Origin of the sequence: Streptomyces spororaveus (assembly GCF_016755875.1) — a bacterium.
GTDB lineage: Bacteria > Actinomycetota > Actinomycetes > Streptomycetales > Streptomycetaceae > Streptomyces > Streptomyces spororaveus.
This window is the reverse complement of sequence record NZ_BNED01000005.1, coordinates 7,529,904-7,548,972: the sequence shown is the minus strand read 5'-3', so window position 1 is coordinate 7,548,972 and position 19,069 is coordinate 7,529,904. Positions and strand designations below refer to the sequence as shown.

Here is a 19,069-nt window from a genome sequence, read left to right as displayed (position 1 = left end):
CGCGGCCGGGCGGCGGGCGTGGCGTCGGGATTTGTGCGGGTCGCCGGGTGATGATGGCGCGGTGAGACTTGATCACGTGTCCTATGCGGTGGCCCGCGACAGCTTCGTCTCGACCGTCCAGTGGATCGGATCGGCCCTCGGAGCCGGGTTCGTCGACGGGGGCGTGCACCCGCGGTTCGGCACCCGTAATTTCATCCTCCCGCTGAGCGGCGGCACCTACGTCGAGGTCGTCACCACCCTCGACCACCCCGCCGCCGACCGCGCACCCTTCGGCCAGGCGGTCGCGCGCCGCGCCGCCGAGGGCGGCGGCTGGCTCGGCTGGGTGGTCTCCGTCGACGACATCGCCCCGGTCGAGGCCCGCCTCGGCCGCACCGCGGCCGAGGGCCACCGTGTCCGCCCCGACGGGTTCGACCTGAGGTGGAAGCAGATCGGCGTGCTCGAACTGCTGGAGGACCCGCAACTGCCTTACTTCCTCCAGTGGTCGGTCCCCGTCGAGGAGCGCCCGAGCGCCGACCCGCGCACCCCCACCACTATCCACGGCGTCTCCATCGCCGGCGACGCCGCCTCCATCGCCGAATTCCTCGGCGAACCGGCCGACCACCCCCTCGACCAGATCGACGTCACCTGGGTCGAGGATGAGGAACCGGGCTTGGTCGCGGTCGAGTTCGCCACCGCCCACGGCCCGGTCACGATCTGACCAGGGCCCGACCGCCCCGCGTGAGCATCCGGCCGGGGTCTCCCGGCCGGCGCGTGCCTCTTCGGGGCAGAACCTAGTCGCGTACGAGGAGCAGCACGGCGGCGAGGACCACGCCGAGGGTGACGGCGAGGGCGCCGTGCGCGAGGCGGTGGCCGCGCAGGACGGGGAGGAAGCGGTCGACGGCGTACCGGCCGGGGCCGGTGAGGGCGAGGGCCGCGGCGCCCGCGGTCAGCAGCAGCTCGTACTCGATGCCCTTCGGGGCGAAGAAGGCGCCGGTGCCGTGGACGGCGATCGCGTTGATCAGGGTGCCGACGACGGCTGCCCCGGCGAGCGGGGTGAGCAGTCCGAGGACGAGGCCGAGCCCGCCGAGGGTCTCGGTGAGGCCGGCGAGGACCGCCATGGCATCACCCGCGGGGTAGCCGCTGGCGGTGAAGAACTGGCCGGTGCCGCTGATCCCGCCGCCTCCGAACCAGCCGAAGAGCTTCTGCGAGCCGTGCGCCGCCATGGTCAGACCGAGGACCAGGCGCAGGAGGAGCAGGCCGGTGTCGTGACCCGGGGTGGAGAGGGCGGTGCGCTCGGGGCCGGCGGCCGGTGCGGCAGCCTGCGGCTTCGTCGCGGTGGCGGAGGGGCTGGTCATCGAGGGGGGTCCTTCCGGTCGGGCGGCTCGGTGGGGAGGCAGGAGAGTTGTTCAAATTCGAACCGCTAGGCCCCGACCCTAACCATTGATTCAAATTGGAACAACCCGTGTAGTCTGGGGCCATGGCTGAACCGAGATGGCTGGACGACCGCGAGATGCGCGCCTGGAGCGGCTTCCTCGCCGCATCGGCCCTGGTGAACCGCCGTCTCGACCAACAGCTCAAGGACGACGCCGGGCTCTCACACCCCCAGTACGAGATCCTCGTACGCCTCGCCGCGGCGCCCGGGCGCGAGCTGCGGATGACCGAGCTCGCCAACGGTCTGATCAATTCCAAGAGCGGGCTGACCTACCAGGTCACCCAGATGGAGAAGGCCGGCCTGGTCCGCCGCCGCAGCTGCCCCTCCGACGTGCGCGGGGTCTTCGCCGTCCTGACCGACGCCGGCCACGCCAAGCTGGAGGAGGCCGCGCCGGGGCACGTGGCGACGGTCCGGGAGATCCTCGTCGACGTCCTCACCCCCGGGCAGCTCGATGCGCTCGCCGACGGGCTGGGCGAGGTCGGCCGCCGGCTGCGCGGAGAGGGCGCCTGAACGGATCCGGCCACCGCCGCGGTAGCACGGACCGTTTTCGGGGTATAGGGCCGCCATGGACGGAAAGGTCTGGCTCGTTTTGGGCACGGTGGTCGCGGTGGGACTCGCGATCGCCGCGGCCGTGCTGCTGGTACGGGTCTTCGCGGCCCGGCGGCTGCTGCTCGACGCGGGCATCCCGCTGCGCGACAAGGCCCTGTTCTGGGTGGCCGTCGCCTACACCGTCTCGCCGGTGGACCTGATTCCGGACCCGGTGTACCTGGACGACATCGGGCTCCTGCTGCTGGCACTGCGTTCGCTGCACGCGGCCGCCGGGGCCGTCGGGGCCACGAAGGAGCCCGGCGCCGCCGCTTGAGCCGCCCGGGCCGCCCGGACCGCCCATGCAGCGACCGCGTGATCAGCGGACGCCGTGGGGCCGGAACTGGATGCTGATGCGGGGGCCGACGGCGCGTGCCGACTTGGGTACGGCGTGCTCCATGGTCCGCTGGCAGGAGCCGCCCATGACGACGAGGTCGCCGTGCCCCAGGGGCAGCCGCAGCAGGGTGGCCCCGCCGTCGCGAGGACGGAATACGAGGTCCCGCGGGTCACCGACGGAGACGATGGCCACCATCGTGTCCTCGGTCGACGAGCGGCCGGTCCGGTCCCCGTGCCAGGCGACGCTGTCATGGCCGTCGCGGTACAGGCACAGGCCGGCGGTGGTGAAGGGCTCGCCGAGCTCGGTGGCGTAGTGGCCGGTCAGCGCCTCGCGGGCGGCCGTGAGCGAGGGGTGGGGCAGCGGTTCGTCCGCGGCGTAGAAGGCGAGCAGCCGGGGGACTTCCACCTCGCGCTCGTACATCTGCCGCCGCTCGGCACGCCAGGGCACGTCGGCGGCCAGCCGTTCGAAGAGCGTGTCGGCGCCGCTCAGCCAGCCGGGCAGGTGGTCGACCCAGGCGCCGGCACCGAGCTCGGTGCGCCGCAGGCCGCCGAGGGGGCCGAGCCGGATCTCGTCACCCTGGTCGAAGAGGGAACCCTGAAGGCCCTGGACTGCGCGCATGTCTCCACCCTAACCCCATCGATCGAACATGTGCACGAATACGGCGGTGGGCGCGTGCCGCATCACCCGCCGGGCGGTGGCTGGTGAACGCCGAAGGGCGTCCCCTGGTCGTCGTGGCGCAGCGGGAAGCGGCCGAACCGGGCGACCGACTCCTCGCCGTCGCCCCGCCCCGTCCGGCGCGACGGCCGGTACAGCAGGGTGACGGCCACGGAGGCCCCCGCGACGACGGCGATCGCGGTGCCCGGGGCGACGTACTGGGCGAGGCCCCCGGCGATCGCGGCGCCGATGCCCTGCCAGGTCATACGGCCGGCCGACTCGACTCCCTGGACCTGCCCGCGCACGGCCTCGGGGGTCTGTTCGAGGAGCTCCTCCTGGAGGGGCAGGGTGGCCGCGAACCCGACGGCGGCGAGGAACACCGCGACGGCCGCGACCGCGACGGGCGGATGGACGGCGAACAGCAGGAAGGGGGCGGCGAGCAGCAGCCGCAGGGGGAAGGCGAGGCGGCGGCGCCGCTCGGCGGTGAGCAGCCGGCCGACGGTCAGGTCCCCGAGGAGCATGCCCCCCGAGGCGGCGGCGAGCAAGGTGCCCGCCCGGCCGGGGTCGTAGGAGAGGAACAGCGCCTCGCAGCCGACGATCAGGCCGTTCGGGACCCACAGGTTCAGCAGCAGCATCCGGCGGCCGGGGTGGGCGAACAGCTCGGCGTTCGCCGCCCGGGTCCGGCGCAGCCCGGGCCGGCGGGTGAGCCGGATCGAGTGTTCCCGGACGGTGGCGGCCACCACGGCCGACCCGAGGGCGGTCAGGGCCGCGGAGACGACGAAGACCCCGTACGGGCTCAGGTGGTGCAGCAGTACGGCGCCGACGGCGTAGCCGACGATCACCGTGCCGCTTGAGGTGATGCTCATCAGCGAACGGGCGGGCGCGTAGGCGGAGGCGGGCACGACTTCGGCGAGCAGACCCAGCCGTGTTCCGGTGCCGAGGGACTGGAAGAAGCCCAGCGTCAGCAGCAGGGCGAACCGGGCCGCGAGCGGCAGCCCCGGGATCGCCTGGGCGGCGACGCCCGCCAGCGCGACGAGTTGGAGCAGCAGGAGGGTCCGGCGGGGCCGTTTCCCGTCCGCGACGGACATCAGCGTCAGCGCGCCGAGCACCGTCGCGAAGGTGGCGCCGTACATGCTCACGGCCGTCAGGAACGGGGAGCCGGTGCGGTGGTCGACCAGGGTGCCGAGCGCGAAGCCGGACAAAGTACTCGCGGCGACAGTGAGGGTGAAGCTGAAGTAGAGGCCGCCGAACTCCTTGTTGCGGAGCAGGGCGCGGTAGCCGGTGGTGGCGGGATCGGGAGACGCGGCGGGGTGGGTGGACCGGTACGAAGGCATGAAAAAAGCCTCCGGGCACGTGCACGGGGGCACGGTCACCGAAGGCCGACGAGGTCATTTTAGCAGTCTGCCGGTCCAGTTGACGGACATCTCGCGCCCCGTGGGTCACGCCTGGCCCGCGTTACCGCAGCGTAGGCGTGTGATCAGGAACTCACGGTCTTGGCCGCAGGCGCTGCGCACGGTAGCGTCACGGCGACATTTCCACATAGCGACGACGGCGAGACGGAAGCCCGGTGAGAATCCGGCATGGTCGCGCCACTGTGTGCTGCGGCGGCATCTCCACGATGGCGCCGCGGCGAGTCAGACCCGAGGACCGTCGTCCTGCACCACCACATGGGACGCGTTGTTCCCCGAGGAGGTTCCATCATGGCCGAGGCTCTCGCTTCCGCTGCCGTATCCACCCCCGCCGGCTCCCTGTCGGCTCCGCTGCCCGTGCGCGCGGTGCTGCCCTGGGCTCTGTTCGTCGGTCTCCTGATGCTCGTCGCCCTGTACTTCGTCGGCGCCGAACAGGGCGCCACGGCCGTCTTCGCCGGTGAAGGCGTGCACGAGTGGGTGCACGACGGCCGTCACCTGCTCGGCTTCCCCTGCCACTGAGAGGCCACGTACATGTACGCCTCTACTGTCAGAGGACTTCTGGTCCGCGGCATGCTCGCGGGCCTGATCGCAGGGCTGTTCGCCTTCGCCGTCGCCTACGTGGTGGGTGAGCCGCCGGTACGGGGCTCCATCGCCGTGGAGGAGGCCGCAGCCGCCAAGGACGCCGCGAGCGCCCCGAGCGCTCACGCCGGGCACGGTGGTGACGCCGCGTCGGGCGAGGCCGCCGAGGAGGAAGAGCTCGTCAGCCGGCCGGTCCAGTCGACCGTCGGCCTGGCCACCGGCGTCCTGGTCTACGGGGTCGCGCTGGGCGGCATCGCCTCGCTCGCGTTCTCGTTCGCCCTCGGCCGTGTCGGCGGGTTCAGCCCGCGGGCCACGGCCGCGCTCACCGGGGCGGGCGCCTTCGCCCTCGTCTACCTGGTGCCCTTCCTGAAGTACCCGGCCACCCCGCCTGCGGTCGGCAACCCGGACACCATCGGGCAGCGCACCACGCTGTTCTTCCTGATGATCCTGCTCAGCGTGCTGCTCGGGGTGGGCGCGATCATCCTCGGGCGACGGCTGGCACCGCGCCTGGGCAACTGGAACGCGACGCTGACCGCGGGCGCGGGCTTCATCGTCGCCGCCGCCCTGGCGTTCGCGTTCCTGCCGGACAACAGCGACGCCGTCCAGCCCGGATTCCCCGCGGCTCTGCTGTGGGAGTTCCGGGTCGCCTCGCTCGCCGTCCAGCTCGTGCTGTGGACGGTGTTCGCCATCGTCTTCGGCGTGCTCGCCCAGCGGCTCCTGGCCACGCGTGCCGAGGGCGCGGAAGTGAAGGCTCCGGCTCAGCAGGAGGCGCCCGCGCTCGGCTGACGCGGACCGCGACGCCTGTGCCCGGGCCCCGCCGACCCCCTGTGGGGGTGGCGGGGCCCGGGCACAGGCGCGTACGGGCGCCCTACGATGTGGGCATGAGTGCGGGCAGGCATCCGGCAGGAGCACATGAGGCGCGGTCGGCGCGCGTCGCTCCCGCCGCCCGGATCGCACCGGTGGCGCGGGTCGCACCGGGCGCGCAGGAGCGCGGTGACCGGCTGGAGGCCGCCGCGTCCGTGCTCGCCCTGCTCGCCGACCGCACCCGCCTGGCGCTCATGGAGCGCCTCGGACGGGGCGAGGCCGATGTCACCACCCTCACCGAGGCGTGCGGAGCCGCCCGCCCCTCCGTCAGTCAGCACCTCGCCAAGCTCCGTCTGGCCGGGCTGGTCACCACCCGCAAGGACGGCCGCCGGGTCGTCTACGCCCTGGGTCACGGACATGTGCGGCGGCTGGTGGACGAGGCCCTGAACGCCGCCGACCACCAGCTCGGTTCCCTCCCGCCGCACGACTGACCGCGCCGCCCGGAGCCGCCGGCGGCCGCCGGCCGCACCCCGGCGGCGCAGGCCCGGAACGGCGCACAACAGGTGCACAGGTGCGCACATGTTGATTACGCTGAATCCGACGTGCTGTCATCGATCCGCCGACCCGGACGGGGACGACCGTGCTGTCCGTACTGCGCAACGGCCCCTATCGCCGCCTGTTCACCGCCCAGGTCATCGCTCTGGCCGGGACCGGCCTCGCCACCGTCGCACTGAGCCTGCTCGCCTACGAACTCGCGGGCGCGCGCGCCTCGGCGGTCCTCGGCACCGCCCTCGCGATCAAGATGATCGCCTACGTCACCATCGCCCCGGTGATCGGTGCGCTCGCCGACCGGATTCCCCGCCGGGTGCTGATGACCGCCATGGACCTGACCCGCGCCGGTACGGCGGCGGCCCTTCCGTTCGTCACCGAGATCTGGCAGATCCATCTCCTGGTCTTCCTGCTCCAGGCGGCGTCGGCGGCCTTCACACCGACCTTCCAGGCCACGCTCCCCGAGATCCTGCCCGCCGAACGCGACTACACCCGGGCCCTGTCGATGTCCCGGCTCGCCTACGACCTGGAGAGCCTCTTCAGCCCCGTCCTGGCCACGGCCCTGCTGAGCCTGGTCTCCTACGACTGGCTGTTCGCCGGCACGGCCCTCGGCTTCCTCGCCTCCGCCGCGCTCATCCTCGCCACGGCCCTGCCCCGGCCCGCCCCGGTCGAGCGGACCGGCGGACTGCGCACCAGGGCCGTCTTCGGCACCCGCCTCTTCCGGGCCACGCCCCGCCTGCGGGCCCTCCTCGCGCTGGACCTCGCGGTCGCCGCGGCCGGAGCCGTCGTCCTCGTCGACACCGTCTCCCTGGTACGCGGCCACCTCGACCGCCCGGCCGGTGCCGTCCCGCTCGCCCTCGGGGCGTACGGCGCCGGATCCATGGCGACCGCGCTGCTCCTGCCCCGGCTCCTGCAACGCTCCACCGACCGCGCCGTGATGCTCCGCGCCGCCTTCTCCCTGCCGGTGGCCCTGGCGGCCGGGGCCGCGCTCACGGCGACCGGCCCCCGCCCGTGGTCCTGGCCGGCGCTGCTGGCCGTCTGGGCCGCGATCGGCGCCGCCTGCTCCGCCGTCCTGACCCCGGGGGGCCGGGTGATCCGCCGCTCCACCGCCGACGCGGACCTGCCCGCCGCGTTCGCCGCCCGCTTCTCCCTCTCCCACGGCTGCTGGCTGCTCACCTACCCGCTGGCCGGGTGGCTCGCCGCGGGGGCGGGGCTGCCGCTGACCGTGCTCGTCCTGGCCGTCGTCGCCCTGAGCGCCGCCACGGCCGCGGCGGTGATCTGGCCGGCCCGGGACCCGTACCGGCTGGAACACGTGCACCCGGACCTGCCGCCCGGTCACCCGCACCTCGCCGACGCCCGCCCGGCCACGGGCGGTTGGCGGCACGGGCACCACTACGTCATCGACCGGCACCACCACCGCTGGCCCGGGAAAAGGCCTGGCCGGTCGTACCGGGGAGCGTTACGATCACCGCGATGACCACTCACTCCCTTCACAGATCGGGGGTCCCGTCCACGCAAGGTGAGCGCTGATGCCCACCGATGACGTGCACGGGGATTCCCGCCTCTCCCTCTGGCTCCGCGTACGCGAGTACGCCGTGCCGGCTTCCATGATCGAGACTGCGACCGCCCGCCGCTCCGCCGGGGACTGGGCCGGGGCATGCGCCGCCGCAGGGTTCGACGTCGACTTCGACCTCCGTTCGCTGGCGCGCTCGCGCGGCCACGACCTCGCGGCCCGGATCCGGGCCGATCTCCGCCATCTGGCACCCGACCTGTTGCGCTGGCACATGCCGCGCATCGCTCCCGACGGACTGCTGCGTCCCGGACTGACCGTCACCCTCGCCCGGTACGACACGGCCGCACGGGACGACCCGTACGCCGTGCACCCCGAACGCCCCGCGCACCCCCTGCACCTCGTGGCCAGGACTCCGCCCGCCTGGGCGGACGGTGGTCAGCGGATCAGCCTCGCCCTGTGGGACGGATCCGGGTCCGGGCACGGCCCCTGGGGGGACCCGCGCCGACGGGCCCGTCCCGGCCGCCGGTTCCGCCTCGACCTGCACCGCCACCTGTGGGACGCCCGCAGGAGCGGAGAGTTGCGGGTCCGGTCCGGAGCCGACCGGCCGTCATCCGGCACCCTTCCGGCAGAGGAGTCCGAGATCCTGCGGGCGCTCCCGCCCGGGCACCGGTGCGCCGTCGGCCGGTGGGCCGCCGAGGCCGGGATCCTGCTCCGCGACGGGGGCCGGACCACCGGAACCGTCGCCGTACGGTTGGGGGCCCGGCAGCGGCTGCTGCTGGACCTCGTCGCGGACGGCCCGGGGCCGCCCGCGTTGCGGATCGGGGCGGCGCCCGCCCACGGCACCTCCGCGCTGCCGGTCCTGCCCGACGCGGCCGTCCGGACCCTTCCCGACCTGGAGCTGATCCGCACCGGGGCCATCGAGGCCGGGCGGCTGCACCCGCTGGTCGCCTCGGCACTGGTACCGGGCCGTGCGCCGGGCGGACCGGCCGGAACCGCCGACCTCGCGGGGCGGCCCCGCCTCGTCGACTGCCGGGGTGCCCGGCACCGTATCGGCCTGGTCGACGGGGTGCTGTCCGCACTGGACCACGACCCGGCGGAGATCCGCCGGGAGGAACTGCTGGCCGCGCTGACGGGCACTCCCCTGCCCTGCCTGCGGGCCATCGACACCGCGCACCGTCAGCCGGACTGTCTCACCGGGGTCCGCGAACGGCTGGACCACGGCGACATCGCCGGCGCGCTGGCCGTGGTGGAAGGGCTGCTCGGCCCCGACGCCCTGCTGCGCGCCGGGGCATTGCGGGACGAACTGGAGGCGGCCGCGCACCGGCGGATCACCTACGGGCTGTTCCGGTCGGGGCTGGTCGGACCCGGACCCGGCCGGATCCGCCCCGGAGCCGCCCGCCCACGGGACCTCCGGCTCCGCCCCCGCCAGGCGCACGCCGCCCGCTGACCGCTGCCCCCTGGAATCCCGCCCCCGGGCCCCCGGACCCGGCCCACTCCTTCCTCACGAACCCACAGGTGATCACTCATGCCCTCACACACTCCCCGCACGGCCACCGACGCCCCCGCCGACCCGTTCCCGGTGCCCGGCCGGCCCTCCCGGCTCGACGTCGCCGGACAACTGCTGGCCCTGCTGCGCGACACCACCACCGAGCCGCGCCCCGACGACCAACTGGAGGCCCTGACCCTGGCCGTGGCCGCCGACCTCCCCGTACTCCTGTGGGGTGAGCCCGGCATCGGCAAGACCGCGGCCCTGACACAGCTCGCGGAGAGCCTGGACCTGCCGCTGACCACGGTGATCGCGAGCGTGCACGAGCCGTCCGACTTCTCCGGTCTGCCGATCGTCGGAGACGACCCCGCCGAGCAGGGCATCCCGATGGCCCCGCCGGACTGGGCCGTACGACTCGTACGCGCCGGGCGCGGGCTGCTGTTCCTGGACGAGCTGTCCACGGCGCCGCCGGCCGTCCAGGCCGCCCTGCTCCGGCTCGTGCTCGAACGCCGGATCGGTTCGCTCCAGCTACCGCCCGGGGTACGGATCGTGGCCGCCGCCAACCCTCGGGGCTCGGCGGCCGACGGCTGGGAGCTGAGCCCGCCCCTGGCCAACCGGTTCGTCCATCTCCAGTGGACCCACGACCACGACGTCGTGATCCGCGGGCTCGGCGGGACCTGGCCCCGGGCCACGCTGCCGGGCCTCGACGCCGGGAACCTCCCGGCGGCCGTGGACCACGCCCGCCGTGCCGTGTGCGGGCTCCTCACCGCCCGCCCCGCGCTCGTGCACCGGCTGCCCAGCGGCGAGACCCGCCGGGGCGGTGCGTGGCCGTCGCCCCGCAGCTGGGACATGACGATCCGTCTGCTCGCCTTCGCGAACGCGGCCGGCTCCTCCCGGGAGGTGCTCTCCATGCTGGTCAGGGGCGCCGTGGGGGACGGTCCGGGGCTGGAGCTGCTGGCCGCTCTGGACCGGATGGACCTCCCGGACCCCGAGGAGCTGCTCGCCGACCCGGCGGGCGCCGACCTGCCCGAGCGGGGGGACCGGCGGCAGGCCACGCTCGACGGCGTGGTGGCGGCGGTCCGCAGGCGCCCCGACAGGTCGCGCTGGGACGCGGCATGGGCGCTGCTGGTCCGGGCCCTGGAGACCGGAGCCCCCGACCTGGTGGTCGTCCCCGCGACCACCCTCGCCGCGCTGCGTCAGGAGGACTGGGACGTCCCCGAGTCGATCGAACGGCTCGCCGGAGTGGTGGCCCTGTCCCGGCGGGCCGACCTGTCGCAGGAGCGGGCGGCGGCCCGGACCGGGGTCACCGCGGGGGCCGGCCGATGAGCGCGCCGACGACGGGGACGGACCGGGACGGGACGGAGGGGACGGAGGGGACGGACGGCGCCGGGACACGGCCGGCCGGAACGCACAGGGCGAAGGCGCGCCCCGCGGCGGCTCTGGACTTCGACAAGCTGTTCGCGGCCCGGCTGCATGCCGCGCGGGTCCGGCCGTATCTGGCGACGGCCCTGTTCGCCCTGCACACCGTCGCGTCGCGGCAGGTACCGACGATGGCTGTCGACCGGCACTGGCGGTGCTACGTCTCGCCGGGGTTCGTGGACCGGACACCGGTGGAGGAGCTCGCGGGGGTCTGGGTCCACGAGGTGTCGCACCTGCTGCGCGACCACCACGGGCGCGGGGACCGGGTGGCCCGCGAACGCGGACTGACGGGCCCGGGTGAACGGCTGCGGATGAACATCGCCGCGGACTGCGAGATCAACGACGACGTGTACGGCGAGGGGCTGGTGCAACCCGAAGGGGTGCTGACACCGGAGTACCTGGGGCTGCCCACGGGACAGCTCATGGAGGACTACCTGCGCCGGTTCACGCTCGGAGCGCTGACGCAGGACCTGGTCTGGCTGGACTGCGGCAGCGGCGCCGACGGCCTGGAACGCGCCTGGGACCTGGGGCCGGACGGCGCGCACGGCCTCAGCGCGCAGGAGCAGGACGCGGTCCGCTTCCGGGTGGCGCAGGGGATCAACGGCCGTCCGGGGAGCGCCCCGGCGGGGTGGCGGCGGTGGGCGGAGGAAGCGTTCCACCCGCCGCAGCCCTGGCGGGAGTTGCTGGGCGCGGCGGTCCGGTCGGCGGCCTCGGGGGCGGGCGCGGGCGAGGACTACAGCTACGCCCGGCCCTCCCGGCGCTCCGCCGCGGTGCCCGGCGCCGTACTCCCGAGCCTGCGGCGCCGACCGCCCCGGGTCTGCGTGGTCATCGACACCTCCGGTTCGGTCAGCGACACCGAACTGGGCAGTGCGCTGCTGGAGGTCGCCGCGATCGCCCGCGCCGTGGGCGGCCGCAGCGACATGGTCAGCGTGGTGCCGTGCGACGCGGCGGCCCGGATCGTGCACCCGCTGTGCAGCGGCGAGGGCATCCCGCTGATCGGCGGCGGAGGTACGGATCTGCGTGCGGGCTTCGCCAAGGCCCTCGGTTCGGGAGCCCGGCCCGACGTGATCGTGGCCCTGACGGACGGACAGACGGACTGGCCGGCCACGCGACCGCCGTGCCGCACGGTGGTGGGTCTCTTCCACCGGAACGCGCGGAGCGGCTGGAGCGAGGACGACCCCGAGTACGTGCCGGACTCCCCGCCCGCGTGGGCACGCGTGGTGACCATCGGCTCCGGCCACGGCACGCGGTGACCGGCCGGGTGTGTCCGGGCCGAAGATGACGGAAGGTGCTCCGGCAGGATACGAAGACCCGTGTGAGTGAGAAGACCCAGGCGGCGACCGTCCGCGTGTTCATAGCGCTGGCCCCGCCCGACGACGCGAAGGAAGAGCTGGAGCAGCGGCTGCTGCCGGCCTACGCCGCGTACCCGCGCATGCGCTGGAACCGTATCGAGGACTGGCACATCACCCTGGCCTTCCTCGGCGAGCTGCCCGTCGGCGCCGTGGGACTCCTGCGGGCGCCGCTCGCGGAGCTCGCCGGTTCCCGGCGGCCGCTGCGGCTCGCGCTGCGCGGCGGCGGGCACTTCGACGAGCGGGTCCTGTGGACGGGGATCGACGGAGACCTCGATGGGCTGCACCTCCTCGCCGACGAGGTGCGCGCGGCGGTCACGGACTGCGGGATCCCCTTCCACGGCCGGCCGCTGCGGCCCCATCTGACCCTGGCGCGCTCCCGCCGCCACGACACCACCAGCGCCGTGGAGGCTGCCGCCGGACTCGCCGCTTTCGCCGGGCGCCCCTGGGAGACCCGGCGCCTCCACCTCGTCGGGAGCAACACCGGGCGCGGACCCGGACCCATCCACTACCGCGACATCCAGGCCTGGTCCTTCGACGGCGACGACGGCGGAGGCGGAGGCGGCTGACCCCGGTACCACCGCCGCGCGTGCGCGCCGCGGCCTCCTCCCCGTGGGCCGCCCGGCCTCCTCCCCGTGGGCCGCCCGGCCTCGTATCGTGGCGGCGGACGGACCGTCCGCGCGCATCCGCCGCTGGTCCGGTCCGGGCCGAACACCCGCCGAGAGACCGGATGGAGTGGCATGAGGATGCTGATCAACAGTCCGCAGACCGTGGTCGCCGACGCCCTGCGGGGGATGGCGGCCGCCCATCCCGAGCTGGACGTCGACGTGGAGCGGCGGATCGTCGTACGGCGGGACGCGCGGGACGGCGGGCGGGTCGGGGTGGTGTCCGGGGGCGGGTCCGGTCACGAGCCGCTGCACGCCGGGTTCGTGGGGCACGGGATGCTGTCGGCGGCGTGTCCCGGGGAGGTGTTCACCTCCCCGGTGCCCGACCAGATGGTGCGGGCGGCCGCGGCGGTGGACTCCGGCCAGGGGGTGCTGTTCGTCGTCAAGAACTACACCGGGGACGTACTGAACTTCGAGATGGCCGCCGAACTCGCCGAGGAGGACGGCCTGCGGATCGAGCGCGTCCTGGTCGACGACGACGTCGCGGTGACCGACAGTCTGTTCACCGCCGGGCGCCGCGGTACCGGGGCCACCCTGTTCGTCGAGAAGATCGCCGGGGCGGCCGCGGAGGAGGGGGCGCCGCTGGAGCGGGTCGCCGCGCTCGCCCGGCAGGTCGACGAGTGCTCGCGGAGCTTCGGGGTGGCGCTGAGTGCGTGCACCACGCCCGCGAAGGGCAGCCCGACCTTCGACCTGCCGGACGGGGAGCTGGAGTTGGGCATCGGCATCCACGGCGAACCGGGCCGGGAGCGGCGCCCGATGATGTCGGCGCGGGAGATCGCGGAGGTCGCGGTCGGCGCCGTACTGGAGGAGCTCGCGCGGATCGGTCCGGCCGACGGGCCGGTGCTGGCGCTGGTCAACGGGATGGGGGCGACACCGCTGCTGGAGCTGTACGGGTTCCACGCGGAGGTGGCGCGGGTGCTGGCCGAGCGCGGTGTGCCGGTGGCGCGGGCGCTCGTCGGCAACTACGTCACGTCGCTGGACATGGCGGGCTGTTCGGTGACGCTGTGCCGGGCCGACGAGGAACTGCTGCGGCTGTGGGACGCGCCCGTCCGGACGGCGGCGCTGCGCTGGGGCCTGTGAACGTAGGGTGGCGGTGGATGTGGCCAGACGGGTGCGAGGCGAGGAGATCCGGTGCGTGACGCAGACTTCTTCCGGCGCTGGATGGCGGCCGCCGCCGCCTCGGTGGAGCGTGAGGCGGACCGGCTGACGGAGCTCGACTCCCCCATCGGGGACGCCGACCACGGGAGCAATCTGCGGCGGGGATTCGCGGCCGTGGCCGCCGCTCTGGAGGCGGAGCCGGTGTCGGCCGCGCCGGGCCCGGTGCTGCAGCTGGCCGGGAGGACGCTGATCTCGACGGTCGGCGGCGCGTCGGGGCCGCTGTACGGGACCCTGCTGCGGCGCACGGGCAAGGCGCTGGGCGCATCGGCCGAGGTCTCCGACGCGGAGCTGCGCGCGGCCCTGTCCGAGGGGGTCGGCGCGGTGGCGCAGCTGGGCGGGGCGGTTCCGGGGGACAAGACGATGCTGGACGCGCTGGAGCCGGGGGTGGCCGCGCTGGGCACGTCGTACCGGGCGGCGGCGAGCGCGGCGGAGAACGGGGCGCTGGCGACGGTGCCGATGCGGGCGCGCAAGGGGCGGGCCAGCTATCTGGGCGAGCGGAGCGTCGGCCACCAGGATCCGGGGGCGACCTCCTCGGCGCTCCTGCTGGCGGCGCTGGCGGACGTGGCGGAATCGGCGGACGCGCGGTGACGGCCGAGGACGCGGGGACGGCCCAGGACGCGGAAACCGGCCCCGGTCCCGGCTCCGGTCCGGGCTCCGGTTCCTCTCCGGCCCTGGTCGGCGTCGTGCTGGTGTCGCACAGCGCGCGGGTCGCGGAGGCGGTGGCCGAGCTGGCACGCGAGCTGGCGGCGGGCGGACCCGTGGCCCCGGTGGCCGCGGCGGGCGGTACGGCCGTCGGCGGGCTCGGCACGAGCGCGGAGCGGATCGTCGCGGCCGCCCGCGAGGTGGACCGGGGCGCCGGGGTGGCCCTGCTGGCCGATCTGGGGAGCTCGGTGCTGACGGTGAAGGCCCTGCTGATGGAGGACGAACTTCCGCAGGGGTCGCGGTTGTTGGACGCGCCGTTCGTCGAGGGCGCGGTGGCGGCCGTGGTGACCGCGTCCACGGGAGCCCCCCTGGCGGCGGTCGAGGCGGCCGCCGCCGAGGCGTACACGTATCGCAAGACCTGACCGCAGCCGTGCGGGGACGCCCGCTACGGGCGGCCGCGGAGGGTTTCGATCTCGCGGCGCTCGCGCTTCGTCGGGCGGCCCGCTCCCCGGTCGCGGATGCCGACCACGGCGGCCTCCACGGGCGTCGGCGGCGGCGGGCTGTTGTCGATCAGGCATTCGGCGGCGACCGGGGGGCCGACCCGCTTGGACACGGGTCGCCTGACCACGACGATCCGCTCGCGGCCCGCATGGAAGAGCCGTACCTCGTCGCCGGCACGCACGGGCTGCGCCGGCTTGGCGCGCTCCCCGTTGACCTTCACGTGGCCCGCCCGGCAGGCGGTCGCCGCGATCGAGCGGGTCTTGGTCAGGCGCACGGACCAGATCCACGCGTCGACCCGCACCGTGCCCGTCCCCGTTACCTCATCAGCCATGCCCCGACTCTAGCGAGCCGGGCGCGGCGGAGCGGAACGAGTTTTGGCAGATGCGCCAAGAAGTATCGCATCTGCCATGGAGATCAGGCCAAGAGAATTGCAAATGCGCCACGCGTACCCATACGTTGTCGCCCATGCAGTCCTACACCATCGGACAGGCGGCGCGCCTGCTGGGCGTCAGCCCGGACACCGCCCGCCGCTGGGCCGACGCCGGCCGGGTCGTGACCCATCGCGACGAAGGCGGCCGGCGCCTGATCGACGGACGCGACCTGGCCGCCTTCTCCGTCGAGGTGGGCCAGGGCGCCCACATCGAGGACGGGGAGCCGTACACCTCGGCTCGCAATGCCTTTCCGGGCATCGTCACGGCCGTCAAACTCGGCGACGTGGCCGCCCAGGTCGAGATCCAGGCAGGTCCCCACCGTCTGGTCTCCCTGCTCACCCGTGAGGCCGTCGAGGAGCTCGGGCTGGAGGTCGGCATGCAGGCCACCGCCCGCGTGAAGTCCACCAGCGTGCACATCGACCGCACCTGATCCGGACGGCGCCCGCCGCCGTCCACCCGCGGTCCCCCGCACCACCCGCTCAGCATCACCGAAGGTCCCCACCCGCTCCGCCCGTCACCGGCGCGGGTCACCACCGCGCGGTACCGGCACCAGGCCGGCCGCCGACCCGACCGAGGAGCATCTGCTCATGTCCCCGATCACGATCCGCCGTCGCACCGCCGCCGCGCTGACCGCCGCCCTGCTCGTGCCGCTGGCCGCGTGCGGCAAGAGCGACGACAAGAAGGCCGCCGCCGACCCCACCCCCGAGCCGAAGGCCGTGAACCTCACGGTGCTGGCCGCCTCCTCCCTCACCGACGTCTTCAAGACCGCGGGTGAGGCGTACCAGAAGAGCCACCCCGGCACGAAGATCACCTTCTCCTTCGCCGGATCGCAGGAGCTCGCGGCCCAGGTCAAGCAGGGCGCCCCGGCCGACGCACTGGTCACCGCCGACACCAAGACCATGGACGGGCTGAAGGCCGAGACCGGCGACGCCACGATCATCGCCAAGAACCGCCTGGTCATCGCGGCCGGCAAGGCCAACCCGTTCAAGATCGACGAGCTCAAGGACCTCGCCGACACCAAGATCAAGGTCGTGCTCGCCGCGCCCGAGGTCCCGGTCGGCCGCTACAGCAAGCAGATCCTCGACGCCCAGAAGATCGAGGTGAAGCCGGTCTCCCAGGAGCCCAACGTCCGTGCCGTGCTGAGCAAGGTCGAGCTCGGTGAGGCCGACGCCGGTCTCGTCTACAAGACCGACTCCGCCAAGTCCGGCGACAAGGTCGTCGCCGTGGACATCCCGGACGAGCAGAACGCCGTGGCCTCCTACCCGGCCGCCACGCTGAAGCAGTCCAAGAACGCCACGGACGCGGCCGCCTTCGTGGCCTGGCTGAGCACCCCCGAGGCGCAGAAGATCCTCCAGGACGCGGGCTTCCAGAAGGCGTAACCGCCGTACGACACGCATCCCCCTGAGGGGCTGCCTGCACCGGGGGGACAGGCAGCCCCTCTCGGTGTTCCCGCACGGCCCCCGGCCCCGCCACCGGACGCCCGCGCCTCCCCCGCAGCCGACACCCCCAGCCCAGGAACCCCCATGAGCAGACTCCGCACCCGGACCGGCACGCGCACCGGCATACGCATCGGCACCCGTACCCGTGCCCGCACCCGGCCCCCGCTGGCCCTGGCGCTCCCCGCCCTGCTCGCCGTCGCGTTCCTGCTGCTGCCGCTCATCGGCATCCTCGTCCGTACGCAGTGGGGCGAGCTCGGCGCCCACCTCACCAGCCCCGGTGTGGTCGAGGCCCTGAAGCTCTCGCTCCTGGTGTCCCTGTGGGCCCTGGCGCTCTCGCTGCTCCTCGGCGTGCCGCTCGCCTGGCTGCTGGCGCGCGTCGAGTTCAAGGGAAAGGCCCTGGTCCGTTCCCTCGTCCTGCTGCCGATGGTGCTGCCGCCGACCGTCGGAGGTGTCGCCCTGCTCCTCGGCTTCGGCCGGCGCGGGCTGCTCGGGCCCTGGCTGGAGGGCACCTTCGGGATCACCCTGCCGTTCCACACTTCGGGGGCCGTCGTCGCGGCCACGTTCGTCGCCATGCCGTTCCTGGTGATCAGCCTCGAAGGCGCCCTCGGCGGCCTCAGGCAGAGCTACGAGGAGACCGCCGCCTCGCTCGGCGCCTCGCCGGTCCGGGTGTTCTTCACCGTGACCCTGCCCATGGTGGCCCCCGGCCTGATCGCCGGTGCGGCACTGACCTGGGCCCGCGCGCTGGGCGAGTTCGGGGCGACGATCACCTTCGCCGGGAACCTGCCCGGCACCACCCAGACCCTGCCGCTCCAGGTGTACCTGCTGCTGCAGGACAAGCCCGAGGCCGCCACCTCCGTCTCGCTCCTGCTGCTCGCGATCGCCATGGGCGTACTGATCGCCCTGCGCGGACGCTGGACGGGCACCCCGGTCGCCCGTGAGGCCGCTTCGGCTCCGGTCGCCGAGGAAGCGCCCGCCTCCGACCCCGGGGCCACCATCGAGGGCGGCCCCGCCACCGAGGCCGGCGGCACCGCCCTGCCGCCCGACAGCGGCCGCTGGCCCCTGCACGCCACCGTGACCGGGTTCAACGAGCTCACCCTCGACGCGGAACCCGGCACCACGATCGCCGTGGTCGGCGAGAACGGCGCCGGCAAGACCACCCTGCTGCGCGCCCTGCTCGGCCTGACCCCGCGGGCCCACGCCGCACTGCGGCTCGGCGACACCGACGTCACCGCCCTGCCCCCGCACAAGCGCCAGGTGGCCTGGGTGCCGCAGGACGGCGCGCTGTTCCCGCACCTGACCGCCCTGGCCAACACCGCGTACGGGCTGCGCGCCCGCGGGGTGCCGCGCGCGGAGGCCCGCCGCGAGGCCCAGGTCTGGCTGGACCGGCTCGGCGTCGGGCACCTCGCCGGCCGCAGGCCCGCGCAGCTGTCCGGAGGCCAGGCCCAACGGGTGGCGCTGGCCCGGGCACTGGCCGCCCGCCCCCGGCTCCTCCTCCTGGACGAGCCGCTGGCCGCGCTCGACCAGACCACCCGGGCCCGGGTGCGGCACACCCTGCGCACCCACCTGGCCGGCTTCGGCGGGGTCTGCCTCATCGTCACCCACGACCCCGTCGAGGCGGTGTCGCTGGCCGACCGGGTCCTCGTACTGGCCGACGGCCGGGCCCTGCAGGACGCACCGCCCGCGGAGGTGACCCGGCACCCGCGTTCCCCGTGGGTGGCCCGCATGCTGGGGCGCAACGCCTGGCCCGGCACCGCGTCGGCCGACGGGCTGGCCCTCGCCGCGGGCGGCCGGCTGGTCGTCGCCGAGACGCTGCCCGAGGGGGCGAGGGCACTGGCGATCATCGCTCCGGAAGCGGTCTCGGTCCACCGGGACCGCCCCGGCGGCAGCCCCCGCAACGTCTGGCCGGGCACCGTACGGGAGATCACCGCGGTCGGCAGCCGGCTGCGCGTGCTGATCGCCTCGGCCGCCGCACCCGACCTGGTCGCCGAGATCACCCCCGACGCGGCCGCCGAACTGGGCCTCGTGGACGGCGCCGCGGTGTGGACGAGCGTGAAGGCCACCGAGGTCACGCTGGTACGCCTCTGACCCGGTGACCGCGCTGCCCCGAGGCCCGGGGCCGGTCCGGGCCGGTCCGAGGG

The 19,069-nt window shown here is 74.5% G+C and carries 21 protein-coding genes; 17 read left to right on the top strand and 4 right to left on the bottom strand.

The features are described from left to right. Window positions 1-61 precede the first annotated feature (61 nt). Window positions 62-697, top strand: coding sequence for a VOC family protein (locus tag Sspor_RS36480; protein WP_202202924.1), 636 nt, complete (start codon window positions 62-64; stop codon window positions 695-697). 73 nt (window positions 698-770) lie between these two features. Here the strand turns inward: Sspor_RS36480 and Sspor_RS36475 are convergent, their stop codons facing one another. Beyond that, window positions 771-1,334, bottom strand: a complete 564-nt coding sequence (locus Sspor_RS36475) for a DoxX family protein (RefSeq protein ID WP_202202923.1) — start codon at window positions 1,332-1,334, stop codon at window positions 771-773. A gap of 122 nt (window positions 1,335-1,456) precedes the next feature. Between Sspor_RS36475 and Sspor_RS36470 the strand changes: the two genes are divergently transcribed. Both Sspor_RS36470 and Sspor_RS36465 read left to right on the top strand, forming a co-directional pair. Next, a complete protein-coding gene (locus Sspor_RS36470) occupies window positions 1,457-1,921 on the top strand; it encodes a MarR family winged helix-turn-helix transcriptional regulator (RefSeq protein WP_202202922.1) in 465 nt (154 codons plus the stop codon). A 55-nt stretch (window positions 1,922-1,976) separates the two neighbouring features. Next, on the top strand, window positions 1,977-2,273 hold the full coding sequence (locus Sspor_RS36465) for a DUF1232 domain-containing protein (protein ID WP_202202921.1): 297 nt from the start codon (window positions 1,977-1,979) through the stop codon (window positions 2,271-2,273). A 42-nt stretch (window positions 2,274-2,315) separates the two neighbouring features. Here the strand turns inward: Sspor_RS36465 and Sspor_RS36460 are convergent, their stop codons facing one another. Both Sspor_RS36460 and Sspor_RS36455 read right to left on the bottom strand, forming a co-directional pair. Then, window positions 2,316-2,951, bottom strand: coding sequence for an alpha-ketoglutarate-dependent dioxygenase AlkB (locus Sspor_RS36460; RefSeq protein ID WP_202202920.1), 636 nt, complete (start codon window positions 2,949-2,951; stop codon window positions 2,316-2,318). Window positions 2,952-3,013: 62 nt separating this feature from the next. Beyond that, on the bottom strand, window positions 3,014-4,321 hold the full coding sequence (locus tag Sspor_RS36455) for an MFS transporter (RefSeq protein WP_237404184.1): 1,308 nt from the start codon (window positions 4,319-4,321) through the stop codon (window positions 3,014-3,016). 366 nt (window positions 4,322-4,687) lie between these two features. Between Sspor_RS36455 and Sspor_RS36450 the strand changes: the two genes are divergently transcribed. The 11 genes from Sspor_RS36450 to Sspor_RS36400 all read left to right on the top strand — a co-directional run bounded on the left by Sspor_RS36450 (window position 4,688) and on the right by Sspor_RS36400 (window position 14,982). Then, entirely contained in the window at window positions 4,688-4,915 is a 228-nt protein-coding gene (locus Sspor_RS36450; RefSeq protein ID WP_189733983.1) for a CbtB domain-containing protein, read from the top strand. Window positions 4,916-4,927: 12 nt separating this feature from the next. Beyond that, window positions 4,928-5,761, top strand: coding sequence for a CbtA family protein (locus tag Sspor_RS36445; protein WP_202202919.1), 834 nt, complete (start codon window positions 4,928-4,930; stop codon window positions 5,759-5,761). A gap of 95 nt (window positions 5,762-5,856) precedes the next feature. After that, window positions 5,857-6,270, top strand: coding sequence for an ArsR/SmtB family transcription factor (locus Sspor_RS36440; RefSeq protein WP_202202918.1), 414 nt, complete (start codon window positions 5,857-5,859; stop codon window positions 6,268-6,270). Between the two features lie 149 nt (window positions 6,271-6,419). Beyond that, a complete protein-coding gene (locus Sspor_RS36435) occupies window positions 6,420-7,805 on the top strand; it encodes an MFS transporter (RefSeq protein WP_202202917.1) in 1,386 nt (461 codons plus the stop codon). Window positions 7,806-7,857: 52 nt separating this feature from the next. After that, window positions 7,858-9,288 (top strand): hypothetical protein, encoded by a 1,431-nt coding sequence (locus Sspor_RS36430; RefSeq protein WP_202202916.1) that lies wholly within the window; start codon window positions 7,858-7,860, stop codon window positions 9,286-9,288. A gap of 78 nt (window positions 9,289-9,366) precedes the next feature. Beyond that, the gene (locus Sspor_RS36425; protein WP_202202915.1) at window positions 9,367-10,653 is read left to right on the top strand and encodes an AAA family ATPase; all 1,287 of its coding nucleotides are present in this window, start codon (window positions 9,367-9,369) and stop codon (window positions 10,651-10,653) included. Next, window positions 10,650-11,999, top strand: coding sequence for a vWA domain-containing protein (locus Sspor_RS36420; protein ID WP_202202914.1), 1,350 nt, complete (start codon window positions 10,650-10,652; stop codon window positions 11,997-11,999). Before Sspor_RS36425 ends, Sspor_RS36420 begins: the two co-directional genes overlap by 4 nt. A 62-nt stretch (window positions 12,000-12,061) precedes the next feature. Continuing rightward, window positions 12,062-12,664 carry an RNA 2',3'-cyclic phosphodiesterase gene (gene thpR / locus Sspor_RS36415; RefSeq protein ID WP_202202913.1) on the top strand — a complete coding sequence of 201 codons (603 nt, stop codon included), beginning with the start codon at window positions 12,062-12,064 and terminating at the stop codon, window positions 12,662-12,664. 171 nt (window positions 12,665-12,835) lie between these two features. After that, window positions 12,836-13,840: a dihydroxyacetone kinase subunit DhaK gene (dhaK, locus tag Sspor_RS36410; protein WP_202202912.1), complete on the top strand. Its 1,005-nt coding sequence runs from the start codon at window positions 12,836-12,838 to the stop codon at window positions 13,838-13,840. Window positions 13,841-13,891: 51 nt separating this feature from the next. Next, window positions 13,892-14,506, top strand: coding sequence for a dihydroxyacetone kinase subunit DhaL (gene dhaL / locus Sspor_RS36405; protein ID WP_202202911.1), 615 nt, complete (start codon window positions 13,892-13,894; stop codon window positions 14,504-14,506). 83 nt (window positions 14,507-14,589) lie between these two features. Beyond that, window positions 14,590-14,982 (top strand): PTS-dependent dihydroxyacetone kinase phosphotransferase subunit DhaM, encoded by a 393-nt coding sequence (locus Sspor_RS36400; protein ID WP_202204071.1) that lies wholly within the window; start codon window positions 14,590-14,592, stop codon window positions 14,980-14,982. A gap of 23 nt (window positions 14,983-15,005) precedes the next feature. On the opposite strand, the gene Sspor_RS36395 is transcribed toward Sspor_RS36400, so the two are convergent. Next, window positions 15,006-15,392: an RNA-binding S4 domain-containing protein gene (locus tag Sspor_RS36395; protein WP_202202910.1), complete on the bottom strand. Its 387-nt coding sequence runs from the start codon at window positions 15,390-15,392 to the stop codon at window positions 15,006-15,008. Window positions 15,393-15,526: 134 nt separating this feature from the next. On the opposite strand from Sspor_RS36395, the gene Sspor_RS36390 reads away from it, so the two are divergent. The 3 genes from Sspor_RS36390 (at window position 15,527) to Sspor_RS36380 (ending at window position 19,016) form a co-directional block, all read left to right on the top strand. Beyond that, window positions 15,527-15,922 carry a TOBE domain-containing protein gene (locus Sspor_RS36390; protein ID WP_030772813.1) on the top strand — a complete coding sequence of 132 codons (396 nt, stop codon included), beginning with the start codon at window positions 15,527-15,529 and terminating at the stop codon, window positions 15,920-15,922. A gap of 157 nt (window positions 15,923-16,079) precedes the next feature. Next, window positions 16,080-16,871, top strand: a complete 792-nt coding sequence (modA, locus tag Sspor_RS36385; RefSeq protein WP_202202909.1) for a molybdate ABC transporter substrate-binding protein — start codon at window positions 16,080-16,082, stop codon at window positions 16,869-16,871. Window positions 16,872-17,015: 144 nt separating this feature from the next. Beyond that, window positions 17,016-19,016: an ABC transporter permease gene (locus Sspor_RS36380; RefSeq protein ID WP_202202908.1), complete on the top strand. Its 2,001-nt coding sequence runs from the start codon at window positions 17,016-17,018 to the stop codon at window positions 19,014-19,016. Window positions 19,017-19,069: the final 53 nt, after the last annotated feature.

What these genes read in the sequence shown, in the direction of transcription:
- Sspor_RS36420 (WP_202202914.1), top strand. Translation starts at nt 10,650, where the DNA reads ATGAGCGCGCCGACGACGGGGACGGACCGGGACGGGACGGAGGGGACG.
- dhaK (WP_202202912.1), top strand. Translation starts at nt 12,836, where the DNA reads ATGAGGATGCTGATCAACAGTCCGCAGACCGTGGTCGCCGACGCCCTG.
- Sspor_RS36460 (WP_202202920.1), bottom strand. Translation starts at nt 2,951, where the DNA reads ATGCGCGCAGTCCAGGGCCTTCAGGGTTCCCTCTTCGACCAGGGTGAC.
- Sspor_RS36380 (WP_202202908.1), top strand. Translation starts at nt 17,016, where the DNA reads ATGAGCAGACTCCGCACCCGGACCGGCACGCGCACCGGCATACGCATC.
- Sspor_RS36450 (WP_189733983.1), top strand. Translation starts at nt 4,688, where the DNA reads ATGGCCGAGGCTCTCGCTTCCGCTGCCGTATCCACCCCCGCCGGCTCC.
- Sspor_RS36390 (WP_030772813.1), top strand. Translation starts at nt 15,527, where the DNA reads ATGCAGTCCTACACCATCGGACAGGCGGCGCGCCTGCTGGGCGTCAGC.
- Sspor_RS36470 (WP_202202922.1), top strand. Translation starts at nt 1,457, where the DNA reads ATGGCTGAACCGAGATGGCTGGACGACCGCGAGATGCGCGCCTGGAGC.
- Sspor_RS36445 (WP_202202919.1), top strand. Translation starts at nt 4,928, where the DNA reads ATGTACGCCTCTACTGTCAGAGGACTTCTGGTCCGCGGCATGCTCGCG.
- Sspor_RS36425 (WP_202202915.1), top strand. Translation starts at nt 9,367, where the DNA reads ATGCCCTCACACACTCCCCGCACGGCCACCGACGCCCCCGCCGACCCG.
- modA (WP_202202909.1), top strand. Translation starts at nt 16,080, where the DNA reads ATGTCCCCGATCACGATCCGCCGTCGCACCGCCGCCGCGCTGACCGCC.
- Sspor_RS36430 (WP_202202916.1), top strand. Translation starts at nt 7,858, where the DNA reads ATGCCCACCGATGACGTGCACGGGGATTCCCGCCTCTCCCTCTGGCTC.
- Sspor_RS36475 (WP_202202923.1), bottom strand. Translation starts at nt 1,334, where the DNA reads ATGACCAGCCCCTCCGCCACCGCGACGAAGCCGCAGGCTGCCGCACCG.
- Sspor_RS36455 (WP_237404184.1), bottom strand. Translation starts at nt 4,321, where the DNA reads ATGCCTTCGTACCGGTCCACCCACCCCGCCGCGTCTCCCGATCCCGCC.
- Sspor_RS36440 (WP_202202918.1), top strand. Translation starts at nt 5,857, where the DNA reads ATGAGTGCGGGCAGGCATCCGGCAGGAGCACATGAGGCGCGGTCGGCG.
- Sspor_RS36465 (WP_202202921.1), top strand. Translation starts at nt 1,977, where the DNA reads ATGGACGGAAAGGTCTGGCTCGTTTTGGGCACGGTGGTCGCGGTGGGA.
- Sspor_RS36395 (WP_202202910.1), bottom strand. Translation starts at nt 15,392, where the DNA reads ATGGCTGATGAGGTAACGGGGACGGGCACGGTGCGGGTCGACGCGTGG.